A 15,810-nucleotide genomic window follows, 5' to 3' on the forward strand; every position below is an offset into this window, starting at 1 on the left:
GACCAGTCGAGCCAGACGTCGAAGAGCGGTTTCCTGTCGAAGAAGGTGACGACCACGCGCGACACGGTCGACGCGGTGACCTCGATCGCCAGCTCGCTGACGGGTGGTACGGTGTCGATGAAGGCGGGGAATGACCTGAACATTACCGGCTCGGCCGTGGTGGGCGACGACACCGTCAAGCTGGCCGCTGGCAAGGACATCAACATCGCGGCGGCCATCGACACCAACAGCGAGTGGAACCACGTCGAACAGAAGCAGAGCGGCCTGCTGAGCGGTGGCGGCGGCTTCGGCATCAGCTACGGCACGCGCACCACGACCACCGACCAGACCCGCGACGCCGTGACCCAGAGCGGCCAGGCCCGCAGCCTGGTCGGCTCGATCGGCGGCGACCTGACACTCGACGCCGGCAACGCGATCAAGGTCAGCGGCACCGACATGTCGGCCGGCCGCGACATGGGCTTGACGGCCAAGGACGTGACGATCGATGCGGGCAAGGACAAGATCGACACCAAGTTCGAGACGCGGGTGGTGCAGGACGCGATTTCACTCCGGGTAGGCGGCAGCGTCGTGAATGCGATCCAGTCGGTGCAGAGCGTGCAGCAGACGGTGCAGGCGACCGATAACAAGCGGGTGCAGGCGATGGCGGCGGCGACGGCGGCCCTGGCCGTCGAGGACGCGGCGGCGCGGGCGAAGGACGGTTTGAGCGTCAGTTTGAGCCTGACTGCCGGGCATTCGGAATCGGTGCAAACCACCACTACCAGCGAAACGCTGCATACCGGCAGCGCGCTCACGGCGGGCCGTGACATCAGTATCGTTGCGAAAGGAGGCGAGGGCAGTGGCAACATCAACGTCATCGCCAGCGACATCAATGCCGGCCGCAACGTGACGCTGGCTGCGAACAATCAAGTCAATATGGTTGCGGCGCAGGACCTGGAGAGCCAGCACAGCGAGAGCAAGAGCATCAGTGCTGAGGCGGGCGTCGCAGCGAGCTACAGCACCAATGGCGGGCCGGCAATCGGCTTCACTGCCGCTGTCAGCGCAAGCAAAGGCCACGATGACGGCGAGGGCACCACCCAGGTCAACACCAAGGTCAATGCCGGCCAGACGCTGACGATCGTCAGCGGCGGCGATACCAATATCAAGGGCGCTGTCGTAAGCGGCAACCAAGTCGTTGCGGACGTCGGCGGCAACCTGAATCTGCAAAGCCTGCAGGACACGGCCAAGTTCGACAGCAAGACGCAAAGCGTGAGCGTCAGCGGTACCTACGGTTATGGGGCTAGTGTCAGTGGCAGCGCGAACCAGACCACGATCAAGAGCGACTACGCCAGCGTGCAGGAGCAGAGCGGTATCAGGGCTGGCGATGGTGGGTTCCAGATTACGGTAGGTGGGAATACTGACCTGAAGGGGGCGGTGATCAGCAGTACCCAGGCCGGTACCGTTGCGAATAGCCTGGTAACAAAGACGCTGACGCAGAGCGAGATCGAGAACTACTCGAAAATGGAGGCGAGCAGTATCGGCTTGAGTGGTTCGATTACATCGAGCGGCGGAAACGATAAGGAAGATAACGAAAAGCGTAAGCTTGGGCAAAATCCGGGCGCAGGAAAAGGACTTGGCGGAACGAACGCGGTCGACGTTGCGGCTACAAATGCGACGGGCGCCACGCCAAGCGCGACTGCAATTTCAGTTAACGCCAACAGCACGACGCGGAGCGGCATCAGCGCAGGTGCGATCACGATTACCAGCGATGCGGCGCAATCCTTGGCTGGCCTGGACCGGACCGCCGTTACTGGTACTGATACCAGCGGCAAGCTCGACAATAAATTTAACGCAGCAGAAACGCAAACGGCGTTGCAAGTCACCGAGCAATTCACCCAGACCGTCGTTGCCACCGCTGCCCCGGTTGCGGCGAAGCTGGTTGGTGATATTGCCGGCATGAAAGAAGCTGATGCAAAAGCAGCCGAAGCCAACTATAAGCAGCTTGCCTTTGAGGCACGGAATGCCGGTGACAAGATTGCGGAAAAGGATTACGACGCGCAGGCGAAAGCTGCAGGAGTCACTGCCGCCGCGTGGGGGGACGACGGCATTTATCGTCTTGCTTTGCATGCCACCGCCCAAGGTGCAATCGGCAGTATGGCCGGCGGTAATGCGGGTGCCGTTGGGGGCGTTGTAGGGGTTGTCGGCGGAAATGTCGGCAAACAGGTAGGTAAATTCCTCGCTGATGCGCAGGCGGAGGGATTGAGTGAAGCTGATCGTAAAGAGCTCGTCAATACCTATCAGCAGACGATGGCAACGCTAGGTGGTGCAGTCGCTGGCATTGCGGCAGGTTCCGGAACGAGTAATGCCGGGATGCTTGCAAATGCCGTGCAATCTGCCACGACTGGGATGACTGTTGACGTCAATAATCGCCAGCTCCATGAGAAAGAGACGGCTTGGATCCGTGAAAATGCGGTTGCTTTTGCAGATCAAGTAAACGCTGCGCGTCGTGCAAGTGGAGATACTTCCGGCGTAGATATCACGCCTGAAGAAGCGGCGAAACAGCTTGCGCAACAGGCAGCCAAAGACACGGATTTCATGTGGCGTAGTCGCCTCGATGACGTGGACAATCCGGCGGCGGAAGCCTTTTTGAAAAGCGCAGGAAATCTCACATTTACGAATAGCGACGGCAAACAGCAAGCCTTTTTCACGATACAGGGCGCTCAATTGTTTGCACCAGAAGATGGCCTGGCTTCCAGAGACATTAGTTTTCTCGATAAATACGTAAAGACGAATGCCCACTACGATGTGAAAAAAGGTGTTGCAGAGGAGGGGCTTGAATTTCTTGCGGGTTCCAATGCAGAAAAGAACCCAAACAGCGTTGTTTCGAACATAGATGATCCCGTCAGTGCATTCAAAGACAAGCTAAGCAGCACCGAATCGGGCGCTAAGCTATATAAGGAAGGCATGGCGGCATCGGTTGATCCAGCATTGTCCGCCGCGATAACCGACACATATAAATTCGCTGGTGAAGAGCGTAAGGATCTTGACGATGCAATTCGAGAAGTCAAAATTGTCCAAGCCGCAAGCAATGCAGCCAATACGCAAGCGGCTGGCAAGGGCGGATCAGCTAATGGTGGTGTCTTCCCGTTTTATAACAATTCACTAACGCAAGGACAAACTGCCTCGATCGTCGCTGTTGGAAACTCGGTTGCGTCTCAATATGGTTCACAGTCCTCGCCATACTCCAATCAAACGCCTGCGCTCAATCCCGATGATTGGAATCCGGCACCTGTGCACGCTCGTAGCATCTTTGAAGTAGCACAAGATGCAAAAAGCATGGTGGATGGGATATCGTCATTGCAGGGGTGGGAGAGCATCTATCAGGCTACTAATAACTTTCTGGCTGACTCTTCTCTCGGAGGGCCTGAGACAACGCCGCTCACATCGAAGCAGCGTGCGGATGCAAGTAACACTGCAAAGTCGGCCCTTGGCATATTCGGTGTAGTTACTCAACCGATGATCATGTTTGGATTGCCTGAAGTAGGTATTGAGGGAGAAGGTGGTAAAATCGCGTCAAATGGCGTAGTCGCTACGGCGCCATCGGCCTCGCAGGCTTTGACAAATGCAGGTCGTGTTGGGGTTGAACTTGAAGTAGGTAAAGTTGTAGTACCCGTTCGCGCAGAAATAGGTAACCCTAGTGTAGTGACTGCTTCGCCAGATATACCTCAGAGTATTTCGAGTATTAAACCCGCCTCAGAAACACAATTCTCGAAAGGTATTAGCTCGGCGCAACCGTCAAGCACTGCTAGCGAAAGGCTGCCGAGCAATTCCAATGAGCTGACTGGGAGAGTATCAGATAGTGTAAAAGTGGCTGATTTTCCAGTTTTTAATCCAGCGGGTGCGGTACGTGCCGAGAAATTTTCGGACTATCAACAAAAAGTTTCAGCTAAAGAAACTATATTTATGATCGCAGGTGAAAACCCGATAATTTCATACACGGAATCTGGAAAAACTCTGTATCGTAATCCGGAAAGCGGACTACAAGTTGTTTACGACAATGCAGGGAGATACTTCCGGGTTGAGGATACAAACGTTAATGGTCCATTGAGATATACTGATCAGTTTGGACAGCCAATCCCTAATAATGTGCCACTGCTTAATAAGCGCGGGACTTCTCAAACAGGTGTGCCCTCCGATGTTAGAAAGGCCTTAACTCATTTCACGGATTCGGATTAGAAATGCATTCATCATATTTTGCGATCGTGGCTGCAAATGGACAAAGTCCGGTTGGGGAACTGGTACTTTCTGAAGGAGTTTCAGCATGGCTTTTTCACATTAAATTTTGGGAGGCGATTAATAGTTATTGTCAAACTGATTTTTCCGAATATGAGGAAGAGACTTTAACGACCAGCATGATAAGTTATGCATTAGGTACACTTCAAGATATCAAGGAGCGCACTGATAGCAGTTCTTATGATATTTCTGAGTTTCGTTATGGATGGAGCGGCGACGGAAAAGAACTGATTTGCAGGGTTGACAATGAAACTATTAGTCGGGAATTAGGTCCACTAATCGACATGCTAAAGACAGCACAAGACGCCCATCTCGATTTGTATTGTCAGTTATAGTTTATATCCTAGTTTTTATTTCATCTATCTTTGTCGGGCGCGAGGCCTCATCTGGCTCGCGCTAGTTTTCGCTAACGTTCAGGCGCGTCTGCACTACCAGTCTCAGTTTGCCTTAATCCACGAAAGTACACAACCGAATTGGAGGGAATTGACATGGACGTGGCGAAATTGCTGAGGCTTGAGCCCTCAAAGGACTCGGGGCTTGTAGAGTTAATAGGATGGTTAATTGACAGAAATGATGGACTTTATCTTGTTGCTGATCACGCGCCTTTAAATTGGGATTTTCCTTTGCAAGTGAAAATCGTTAATGAAAACATTATGTATCTTATCTAAAAGAAGATTTCTTTTTATGGTGGTGGAAAATAATCGTTATTCCACAAATGTGAGTTGGATCGAGAATTTATTTCGGGGATTTTACCGAGTGTGTTTGTAAAGAAACTGTGTGTGGATCGGAGCGGGAATAATGGTGAATTCGAGGAGATACGAATTAATGAAGAAGAGCTGTGCGATTTAGTGGATCAGCGAGGAAATTATCGATTTATTCAGAATCGTGACGTGGGTCGAGATTGGCCTGACGATCTGTGAAGTGTGAATCAAAAGCAACTGCAGCAGCGTGCAGGAGAAGCTGCATTAGCTTGCCGGCTTTCCTGACCTTGCGTACGCTTCGCTTACGCTTACGCTTACGCTTCCACTTCCGCCACCGTTCGCGGCGACATCAATCTGTTCGGCAACATCGTCAGCAACAACGCCGCGGCGGTCACCAGCGCCCTGATCGCCCAGCGCAACCTGAACGTGTCCGTGGCGAAGGACAGCGACCTGTCGGCCGACCGCCAGGTGCAACTGAGCCCCAGCGGCACGATGGCACTCAAGGCCGGCACCGACTTCAACATCCTCGCCGCCAGCAGCCAGGCCGGCACGCTGCAGCTGCGCGCCGGTAACGACATCAACAATATCGGCAACACCCTGTCGGCAAAGGATTCCCTGGATCTCTCGGCCGGCCGCGACATCAACCTGCGCACGACCACGACCTCGGTCAGCCTCGGGACGACGCGCTCCGGTACCGACAGCACGACCCTCGACAAGGTGGCCGGCTTGTCCGTCACCGACACCGGCGCGGGCAGCAGCTTGCTGGTCTCGGCGGGGCGTGACATCAACCTGGCAGCGGCCGACATCAGCAACGCCGGCGTCGGCGGTAGCACCGCCCTCAGCGCGCTGCGCGACCTGAACCTGGGCACGGTCGGCATCTCGGCACGCGACGACACGGTCAAGAACGCCAACAATTACCGCAAGGAGAGTTCGACAAGCGAGGTAGGTACGGTGATCAACGGCGCCGGCAGCGTGCTGCTCGACGCCGGCAACAACCTGACGGTGAGGGCAGGGCAGGTCGATGCCGGCAGCGGCTTGAGTGTCAATGCCGGCAACAACATCGACATCACGACCGGCTCCGCGACCTATTCGCTCGACCAGTCGAGCCAGACGTCGAAGAGCGGTTTCCTGTCGAAGAAGGTGACGACCACGCGCGACACGGTCGACGCGGTGACCTCGATCGCCAGCTCGCTGACGGGTGGTACGGTGTCGATGAAGGCGGGGAATGACCTGAACATCACCGACTCGGCCGTGGTGGGCGACGATGCCGTCAAGATGGCCGCCGGCAAGGAGATCAACATCGCGGCGGCCATCGACACCAACAGCGAATGGAACCACGTCGAACAGAAGCAGAGCGGCCTGCTGAGAGGCGGCGGCGGCTTCGGCATCAGCTACGGCACGCGCACCACGACCACCGACAAGACCCGCGACGCCGTGACCCAGAGCGGCCAGGCCCGCAGCCTGGTCGGCTCGATCGGCGGCGACCTGACGCTCGACGCCGGCAACGCGATCAAGGTCAGCGGCACCGATATGTCGGCCGGCCGCGACATGGGCCTGGCGGCCAAGGACGTGACGATCGATGCCGGCAAGGACAAGATCGACACCAGGTTCAAGACGCGGGTGGAGCAGGACGCGATTTCATTGCGGGTAGGCGGCAGCGTCGTGAATGCGATCCAGTCGGTGCAGAGCGTGCAGCAGACGGTCCAGGCGACCGATAACAAGCGGGTGCAGGCGATGGCGGCGGCCACCGCGGCTCTGGCAGTCAAGGACGCGGCCGCGCAGGCGAAGGACGGTTTGAGCGTCAGTTTGAGCCTGACTGCCGGGCACTCGGAATCGGTGCAGACCACCACTATCAGCGAAATGCTGCACACCGGCAGCGCGCTCACGGCGGGGCGTGACATCAGCATCGTTGCGAAAGGCGGCGAGGGCAGTGGCAACATTAACGTCATCGCCAGCGACGTCAATGCCGGCCGCAACGTGACGCTGGCTGCGAACAATCAAGTCAATATGGTTGCGGCGCAGGACCTGGAGAGCCAGCACAGCGAGAGCAAGAGCATCAGTGCAGAGGCTGGCGTCGCAGCGAGTTACAGCACCAAGGACGGGATGGCAGTCGGCCTTACTGCCTCTGTCAGTGGCAGCAAGGGACACGACGATGGCGAGGGTACGACCCAGGTCAACACCAAAGTCAACGCTGGCCAGACGCTGACAATCGTCAGCGGCGGCGATACCAATATTAAGGGCGCTGTCGCCAGCGGTAATCAGGTCGTCGCCAACGTCGGCGGCAACCTGAATCTCGAAAGCCTGCAGGACACGGCCAAGTTCGACAGCAAGACGCAGAGCGTGAGCGTCAGCGGTACCTACGGTTATGGGGCGAGTGTCAGTGGCAGCGCGAGCCAGACCACGATCAAGAGCGATTACGCCAGCGTGCAGGAGCAGAGCGGTATCAGGGCTGGCGATGGTGGGTTCCAGATTACGGTTGCCGGGAACACTGACCTGAAAGGGGCGTTGATTAGTAGCACCGACGCGGGAACCGCAGCCAACAGCTTGGTCACGAAAACGCTGACACAAAATGAGATCGAAAATCACGCAACGATGGAGGGGACGAGTATTGGCTTAAGTGGCGGTGGGACTGTCGGTGGTACTGGAGATAAAGGAGCGACCGGACCGGGAACCATTCATTGGAATGATAGGGGTGAAAGCGGGGTAGCAGGTGGTGTATCCGGGCTGGCTGCCACTAGCTCGCACGATTCCAGCATGACCAAAAGCGGGATCAGTGCGGGTGCGATCACTATTACGGACAGCGTCGCGCAGACAGCGCTTACGGGGAAAAGTGCAGAAGAGACTGTTGCTGGGATCAATCGTGCGGTCAGTACAGGGGTCGATACAAGCGGCAAGATTGGCAACAACTCCGATTTGGCTGAGGTAAAGACAACGCTCGATGTTACTGCTCAGTTTGCTGCGGCCGCGAGCAACGCAGTAGGCACATATGCGAGCGACAAACTGAAGGAAGCGCAACAGCTTTATGTCGAGGCTGCGAGCGAAACCGATCCGGACAAAGCCGAAGAAAAAATTAGGCAGGCGAATCAACTCGCAAGTGACTGGGCTGAAGATGGTAAAGCACGCGTTGCTCTACATACGATGGTTGGGGGACTGGCAGGGAACTTCAATGGGGCGTTAGGTGCCGGGGCGGCAAGCGTGATGACACCCTTGGTCGCCGAGCAAATTCGCAGCCTCGATATTCCTAGACAGGTACAGAGCGCTTTGATCTTGGCCGCTGGCACAGCAGTCGGTGCAGTAGCAGGCGGAGGAGGCGGTGCCGTTGCGGCGACAAATGAGGTCGAAAATAATTACCTTTCACACAAAGAAATTGCACTGGCTAATAAGGCATTGGGAGAGTGCGCTAAAAAGGGTGGGGACGTTGACGCTTGTAAGAAAAAAATTATCGAACAGATGCAGGAGCTTGACGCTGAACGTGATAAGGATATTGGAGAAGCAACTCGTATCGCGCAAAATGCGGAATACCAGATTCAAAAGTGTGACGATCGCGCTTGCGTGGATGGATATCAATCGAAACAACTTTCGGCGATAAATTATTTATCGCTGGTCGCGGCAGGAAAAAATAACGGCACTATAACATTTGATGGCTACCATCCGGACAGACTACTAGAACTCAGCTTAGTCACAGACGGGTTTGTTAACGCGGCAGATAAAAAGCTCGATAGGGCAATCCTTGCTACTAAGGATGGCATTAATTATATAAATAAGACTACGCTCTCGGACTGGGTAAAAGACGGTGCAAACGGAGTCTGGTCTGGCGCGAAAACCGCTTATGCGTTCGGTAAGGCAGCTATAACTGACCCAATCCCTGCCTTCGCAGTTGATCGAAGTATTGATAATCTCTCTTTTAAGACAACTTATGATACTGGTGAGATAGTATTCGACGCGGCATTAGGGATTGTTTCCTATGCAGGAGGCAAAGCAGCGACATGGATAGTTGGTGAAGGGTGGAAGCCACTACCAAGCCGGTCCGAAAAGATCGTAGAAGTCCCTGCCAATTCGGTTCCACCAAAGGGAGGGGTCGGCGGAGGGGGGCTAGGGGACGACCATCAGCTTCTATTGAGCGAACACAATTGGAAAAAAGTACAGGCAAGCTAACTGGAAAACCTGAACTCCCGCCTGATAACGCAAACGCAGAAATGGTGCGATCTATTCAGCGTCAGAACGAAGCTGGCAAGACTTTATCGGAATACGGATTGGATGTAGAATATCTTCCTAACAATGGCAAAAAAACAAAAAATCCTGATCTTCGAATAAATGGTGAGATTGCTGATGTATATTCGCCTAGTGGTAATAATGTGCTTACGATACGGGATACTGTTCAGGACAAAGCGAGGCTGCAAGCTCCAAATGTCGTGGTGAATCTAGTTGATAGCGGACTTTCAATTAGTGACGTCGCGCATTACATACAACGTAATCCTGTGTTAGGCTTGCATTCGCTTATCCTTATTAAAGATGGTAAGGTTTTTGTTGTCAAATAGGGAGGTGTAATGAGTATTGAGATGTGTATTGAAGCCGAAGACGTCTTGCGGTTTGAGGCGCTAGTGCTGGCTTTTAATAAGACTGGAGTGCATGATTTTGAAGAGGAGGAATATGGCTTTAGTGGTCTATTTCCAATCTCGGGAATGGCTTTTTATGTGTTTCAGAAGGAAAAATGCACCGTGATTCCGCAATTACTCGCCGAAGGTGCTGATAAGAAGTTCGCTTGGCCCGTCGGAACACGAATTAAGTTTAGATATGTTAACGAAAATTTCGATGAGTGCACATCGCAACTCAAAGCATTTATATCGAACCTGGCTAATGTCTCTAATGCAAATTTTTTACTTTCGTTTCAATACGACACCATATACGCGGTACGCGACAAGGGTGGTCTACACAAAATTGCCGATTTTTAATAGTCAAATATCGACTAACGGCAAGTAACTTGTTGACCTTGTCCGTTCTAAAATCCAGGAGAACGTGGAAAAAAATAAATGAGACCTTCTTTGTTGCAAGAGATTTTTTTTGGATACGATCGGTTATATTTGTGTCAATTCTGACGGGAATAATTTTTTCTCTTTCTTTACTATTAATTGGCCCACTTGCGAGCTTGATCTTCAATAATGTACCTTTTGAGCTGCCGTCGTTCGGGAAAATTATTAGGCTCTCAATAGGATCGGTAGCTAATGGATTTTTCTTTGGGACAGGACTTTGGTGGGCAGAAAAGCGTAACAGGTAAATATCGAAGCCAGATCTGTCGATTTGGGATGAATATTCTCCAGCACGCGCTATCGGATTTTAGGTGAGCGTTGACAATGCATTGACATTTGGAATATTTAAGCGCGCCAAATTTAATTCTAAGTCAATCTTATTCGCTGAAGAATTGGCCGATTGACAATGGATCTTAGGGTCGATATTTCTACTTAGGTGAGATTTTTAATCTCGGTCGATTGTTCCAGTTTTTGGCGCAAGGTGCACCTCGGATCGACGCGTCTACACTCGAGATCCGGGCCATGGAGGTCACCGAAAACAGCATTGGCAACGCACCTGTCCTGCCAACTCTACTTGATCAGATTCCTCCTGAAGAAAATATTGCCAGCGTCAGTGGTTACGGCGCCTACGATACGAAAGACTGTCACGAGGCCATCGCCTTACGCGCCGCTCATGCCATACTCCCGACTCGCAAGAACGGCAAACCCTGGAAGACGAACCACTGCGGAGCCGATGCGCGCAATGACATCCTGCACATGACGCGCAGACTGGGCCGGGCGATCTGAAAGAAATGGAGCGGCCGAGGCGATGCAGCCAATCTTTTTGAGAAGATTAAATCTTGTTGGCTAGAGTTAGAAAATTGGTCCGCACAGCGATTGTTTAGCGGTCAGTTAGCCAATCGTGCATCGTCAGTATCAAATCTTGAGCTTTACGGCCCTCGCGAATCGTTTGCTCGACTGGGCGAGGAGTTGACCGACGCTGGGGCGGAGCCATCAGTTATTGAATTTTATTCGATGTCTTACCATGGACGTTATAAATTGCGAGACATTAAAGGAAATTGAAGAAGTGGCGGCACGGGAGACAGTGCCGAAAAACGTACATGGACGAAGCTGTCAGAGCCAAAGGAACGCACCCGGCAGGGCAGCGGGGGTATCAGGAATTTTGTGTGCAGAGGTCGGTTTAAAAAATCATCGGGCATTGCGCTAGTGAAGCGCTCGTCAAGTTTGGGTGCCTTCGGTTTCTTGGTCGTCCTCACTACATCAGTCAAAATGGTGAGGCTAAAACTCCGTGACCGTTAGGTATTGCAATGGAAGGGAATGTTAATTTATGCTATTTAATCCCTCTATATATAATGAAAGAGCAAAGGAAAGCACGGTTCGCCGTTTAATGAATGCTGAATATAATGAATCAAGACCGAAGGGGAATGTTATATCGCATTATCTTGATGATATCATCAAGTTAACTTTGGTTGGCGCCTATTCTAGAGTTGAAGTGATTTTGCCGCGATTGCAAGAATGGTTGCAAATGGCAACAAATGCGAATGAAGATTTCGGGGATAGTGATAATTTTCACAGGCAGAGATTACATTGCGCGAATGCGGTTTATTCGTGGCTCATTAATCGTGAACTTGCGCAGAAGTCTTGGAGCCAAGCTCGCCTATATAATGCAGCTTCGGCTGCTGAGCCAAATTTTTACGATTTATCGGATATTGCGACAGTGCGCTTAGATGACTATATGTCGTTCTGTATTGGGGCGGGGCAATATGCTGAGGGTATTTCGGAATTTGAGAAATTTTACGACGGGGAAAATGTTGTTATAAAAAACGTTGTGCAGCCTCGCGAGTTTGCATATGCGCATTGCCTTCATAAGTTGAAAGGGAAGTTTGCTCAGGCTGAGTTGCTTGCGGCCGGACGAAAAATGCTTCGCTCTAATCTGCAAGAAATTTGGTTAGGCCGTGGCGAATGTACGCGCGCAGCTATATGGCTTAAAATTGTGTATTGGGACGCTGGAATAGAAAATAGCCCATTGAGAACCATTTTAAAAGCGTACGAGGATATGCCGAAAGTCACATGTCCAGTTCTTGGTTAATGATGGTTAATGTTTAAAATAGATCTGCTTGAAAGCAGAATATTGAAATTAGAAAAAGTGAATGGGTTTGATTTGCCAAAAAGGGATGGTTCAACAGGAGGTGTGTCATTTTCGAAGACCTCGACCGCTTGTTCGATGCAGAATTCCAGAGGGTGGTAATAAGCCGTCTCGAAATATAGGCAGGACACATGCTCCAGCACCCCCTAATAACGCCCATACAAGATCGTCTCGTAATGCAGAACCAGCGATGACGCGATCGGCGTTCAATTCCGCTCCGCAAGCACCAGCAGCAGGTTGTGCGGTATCTTGCGCCGGATGCGCCGGATGCGCCGGAAGAAATCGAGGTTCAGGTACCGCTTCGAATAATGCTCGGAATAAGTATGCCGGTAGCACCGCGTAAAGAAACGCGCAGGCGGCGCGATGGCGCTCAAGGAGGCAGGAGCCTCAACATCCTCGCCGCCAGCAGCCAGGCCGGCACGCTGCAGCTGCGCGCCGGTAACGACATCAACAATATCGGCAACACCCTGTCGGCCGAAAATTCCCTGATCGCCTCGGCCGGCCGCGACATCAACCTGCGCACGACCACGACCTCGGTCAGCCTCGGGACGACGCGCTCCGGTACCGACAGCACGACCCTCGACAAGGTGGCCGGCTTGTCGGTCACCGGCAGCGGCGCGGGCAGCAGCTTGCTGGTCTCGACGGGGCGCGACATCAACCTGGCGGCGGCCGACATCAGCAACGCCGGCGTCGGCGGCAGCACGGCCCTCAGCGCGCTGCGCGACCTGAACCTGGGCACGGTCGGCATCGCCGCCCGTGACGACACGGTCAAGAACGCCAACAACTACCGCAAGGAGAGTTCGACAAGCGAGGTAGGTACCGTGATCAACGGCGCCGGCAGCGTCGTGCTCGACGCCGGCAATAACCTTACGGTGAGGGCAGGGCAGGCCGATGCCGGCACCGGCTTGAGTGTCAATGCCGGCAACAACATCGACATCACGACCGGCTCCGCGACCTATTCGCTGGACCAGTCGAGCCAGACCTCGAAGAGCGGTTTCCTGTCGAAGAAGGTGACGACCATAGGTCGGTGGACTCCCGCTATGAAGGATATTAGTGAAGAGCAAACACAGATGCCAAAGACTGCAGATCTTGGAGCAAAAACCGGCGAATTTAATATTCTAAACGTGGATACCACCTTGAGCGGCCAAGATTTTTGGGATGCTACAATAAGCCGTTTCTCGATGCTGCAATAGCGCGGGGGGATCCTATTCAATTAAGTACTATTCCAAGTATTATGTCCGACGTTAAACGTAATGGTCAATCGACCAGAATGTTTGGGAAGGAGATCGAATACTTAGTTAAGAAAAATGCGAAGCCAGTAAATATTGGCAATGAAAAATGGAAAATGATTAAGAGTGGTTTCAATAATGATTTCAAATGGAAATTTACGCACTCTTTGCGGTTTTGAAATATTTACGGATTTGACTAAAAACCTCACAGCTGAGGTGGCGTGGTGTGATGCAACGATTTTTTTGTATACAAACGATGTTGCAATACTATTTACTGATCTCATACAGGAATTTGAGGTTGATATTTTCTTATATGACCGCAATTGCAATGCATATACATACAACATGTACGGAATAGAAGATTTCCTCTTGACTGCAGGCGAAAAGGCATTGGTGAGTAATGATGCGTCTATACTCATCAACGAAATGGATTTTGATTTGTTGGGGGTAAAATCTTTGCAGAAAAGGCAGTCAATTGCATTTGCTTTAAGTCTGCTACGGCGGTTTGGGAGAAGAATATTTTCTACGTCGTTAATTAAATTGCCTCTCTTGGCTAATGAGCCAACAGAAGAAATGCAAGAGCGTTGGAATAGATGCATGATAAATATGTAATCGCAGTTTTTTGAGGGGTGCCCCCTTTTTGATGAATGAGCAGGCATCGACAATAATTTGTGTGCAGAGGTCGGTTTAGCTTAAGGAACGCGCCACTATGCGAGTGAGACTCGAAGAAATAGCTAAACTATTTTTTAAATACGCAAGCGAGCAAGGTCATACTTACAATGTCTTCCCGTTGGGAACTGATGTGGATGAATTTAGTGCACCTTACATCGAAATTTCTGATTCTGGAAAACTGGCAATTGTTGCAAAAGAGCGCGGTATAGAAATTCTAAGGAAAGAAACCAAGTCGCCAGATGTGTTGGCGAAATGGGTATATGAACTCTTTAATAAATAGCTAGCATCGATCATTCTCAGTGTTGATGCTACCTGTCGAAAAAAAATTGCAGCGACAATTATTTATCGCTGATCGCCGCAGGAAAAATAACGGTGCTACAACATTTGACGGCCGAAGGAAAACCAACACGAAAGGTTACTGGCTAGGCGAAATTTGCGGGATAATAGGGACCAAAGTGGCAAACCAAGCTCCGGGTGTGAAAGAATTAGGATAGGGGTTGCAAGAAGCTTTAGACAATGGTTACTCGGTAAAAGGAGTTTATGTCAAAGTTGCGGTACCTGAACCCAGCAAGGTTGGCGTGTGACGATTCAAAGTAATGAATCGAAATAAAGATGAAATCAAATCAGTTGCCGGCTGCTGTGGGTATTAGCTCGGCCTGGCCTAGTCGTAAAACGGTGATTAAAGCACTGCAAGGAACCTCTCAAGAGAGCGTCGCCAAGATAAAAAATTATATTTGTCGAGTTGATGTAAAAAATTTCAGAAACGTTGTGAATAGAAGCACATTTAGTATTATAGCGAATCAACAAGAGGCGTTCGCTATATGTCACGCTCTTCTTGGGAAACCTTGGCTACTAACGTTAGCCTATTCAACGGCTTGTCGACTGTTTACTGATGAGCTGGACTATTTTTGGCATCATAATTTCCGTTTAATATTCGCGGATCACCCTCGCCTTTACAGATGTTTAATTGGAAGTCCAGTGTGATAGGCTTGGGTTATGCCTTTATTCTGGGATGGAAAGAAGAGGCGATATATCAAGGATATTTAATCCACTCTGCATTAAAGCATGAATACCAGTTGGCTTTGTCGTACGAGGAAAGGCATAGGTGCGCTCACGCTTTTATGCTACGTTTTTTTGCGGACTGGCGGGGGATGTGTCTCATAGCTGGCCGTCTTATGCTTATGATGAGCCAATATATGAAGGTCTGCTCGAACACTGGCGTAATCCCGATTCTGAATGGCTTGTGCCTTGGTTGTTGGCTGCCTGTGATCGTCATACGCACCAGGCTGCCAGAGAAATCTCCAATACGTTTTACGATTTCAGTAGTCCAGCGCTTGCTCGTACACCGATTGAAATATTGACGCTTTTGCGTCTGCGTGAATTTGTCGGACTAAGCAATCCAATCATTAATCACCCGTTAATGGATGCCCCATTTGACATTCTGCCTGAAGAGCAAGTGGGCTTTGTATCAGACGAACTCATGAACGGTACGTTTGCAAGGGCACGTTTAGATTGGCCCTCGATCGATCAGGTTTTATCGATCGGGTCGATGATGCGATGAATGCGGTAACGGAGGGCAGCGACCTGTCAGCCGACCGCCAGGCGCAGCTGAGCGCCAGCGGCACGATGGCGCTCGAGGCCGACCCGACCTCACCATCGTCGCCGCCAGCAGCCAGACCGGGAAGCTGCAGCTGCGCGCCTACAACGACATCGCATGGCGTCGATGAAGACGGGAAAGGGCCTGAACATTACTGGCTCCGCCGTCG

At 51.8% G+C, this 15,810-nt stretch carries 10 protein-coding genes and 2 pseudogenes; 11 read left to right on the forward strand and 1 reads right to left on the reverse strand.

Going from position 1 to position 15,810, the window contains the following annotated elements; all coding sequences use genetic code 11:
- Nucleotides 1-75 precede the first annotated feature (75 nt).
- The 7 genes and pseudogenes from U1H99_RS23485 (at nucleotide 76) to U1H99_RS23515 (ending at nucleotide 12,086) form a co-directional block, all read left to right on the forward strand.
- Nucleotides 76-4,212 (forward strand): hemagglutinin repeat-containing protein, encoded by a 4,137-nt coding sequence (locus U1H99_RS23485; protein ID WP_323144389.1) that lies wholly within the window; start codon nucleotides 76-78, stop codon nucleotides 4,210-4,212.
- Nucleotides 4,213-4,214: 2 nt separating this feature from the next.
- Nucleotides 4,215-4,604, forward strand: a complete 390-nt coding sequence (locus tag U1H99_RS23490) for a hypothetical protein (protein WP_323144132.1) — start codon at nucleotides 4,215-4,217, stop codon at nucleotides 4,602-4,604.
- Between the two features lie 798 nt (nucleotides 4,605-5,402).
- Entirely contained in the window at nucleotides 5,403-9,125 is a 3,723-nt protein-coding gene (locus tag U1H99_RS23495) for a hemagglutinin repeat-containing protein (protein ID WP_323144133.1), read from the forward strand.
- Nucleotides 9,101-9,508 (forward strand): CdiA C-terminal domain-containing protein, encoded by a 408-nt coding sequence (locus U1H99_RS23500; RefSeq protein WP_323144134.1) that lies wholly within the window; start codon nucleotides 9,101-9,103, stop codon nucleotides 9,506-9,508. The genes U1H99_RS23495 and U1H99_RS23500 overlap by 25 nt, the downstream gene beginning before the upstream one ends.
- A 9-nt stretch (nucleotides 9,509-9,517) precedes the next feature.
- Nucleotides 9,518-9,922 (forward strand): hypothetical protein, encoded by a 405-nt coding sequence (locus tag U1H99_RS23505; RefSeq protein ID WP_323144135.1) that lies wholly within the window; start codon nucleotides 9,518-9,520, stop codon nucleotides 9,920-9,922.
- A 547-nt stretch (nucleotides 9,923-10,469) separates the two neighbouring features.
- Nucleotides 10,470-10,780: pseudogene (locus U1H99_RS23510) on the forward strand (transposase); the annotation flags it as partial.
- Nucleotides 10,781-11,324: 544 nt separating this feature from the next.
- Nucleotides 11,325-12,086 (forward strand): hypothetical protein, encoded by a 762-nt coding sequence (locus U1H99_RS23515; RefSeq protein WP_323144136.1) that lies wholly within the window; start codon nucleotides 11,325-11,327, stop codon nucleotides 12,084-12,086.
- Nucleotides 12,087-12,196: 110 nt separating this feature from the next.
- On the opposite strand, the pseudogene U1H99_RS23520 reads toward U1H99_RS23515, so the two are convergent.
- Nucleotides 12,197-12,493 (reverse strand): annotated as a pseudogene (locus tag U1H99_RS23520) (peptidogalycan biosysnthesis protein); the annotation flags it as partial.
- Between U1H99_RS23520 and U1H99_RS23525 the strand changes: the two are divergent.
- From U1H99_RS23525 to U1H99_RS23540, 4 genes are all read left to right on the forward strand, one after another.
- Nucleotides 12,467-13,336 (forward strand): hemagglutinin repeat-containing protein, encoded by an 870-nt coding sequence (locus tag U1H99_RS23525; protein WP_323144137.1) that lies wholly within the window; start codon nucleotides 12,467-12,469, stop codon nucleotides 13,334-13,336. The pseudogene U1H99_RS23520 and the gene U1H99_RS23525 overlap by 27 nt on opposite strands.
- A gap of 174 nt (nucleotides 13,337-13,510) precedes the next feature.
- Nucleotides 13,511-13,984, forward strand: coding sequence for a hypothetical protein (locus U1H99_RS23530; protein WP_323144138.1), 474 nt, complete (start codon nucleotides 13,511-13,513; stop codon nucleotides 13,982-13,984).
- 97 nt (nucleotides 13,985-14,081) lie between these two features.
- Entirely contained in the window at nucleotides 14,082-14,324 is a 243-nt protein-coding gene (locus U1H99_RS23535; RefSeq protein WP_323144139.1) for a hypothetical protein, read from the forward strand.
- An 825-nt stretch (nucleotides 14,325-15,149) separates the two neighbouring features.
- Nucleotides 15,150-15,605: a hypothetical protein gene (locus U1H99_RS23540; protein WP_323144140.1), complete on the forward strand. Its 456-nt coding sequence runs from the start codon at nucleotides 15,150-15,152 to the stop codon at nucleotides 15,603-15,605.
- Nucleotides 15,606-15,810: the final 205 nt, after the last annotated feature.

This window comes from Massilia phyllosphaerae (assembly GCF_034659755.1).
GTDB classification, from domain to species: domain Bacteria; phylum Pseudomonadota; class Gammaproteobacteria; order Burkholderiales; family Burkholderiaceae_D; genus Telluria; species Telluria phyllosphaerae.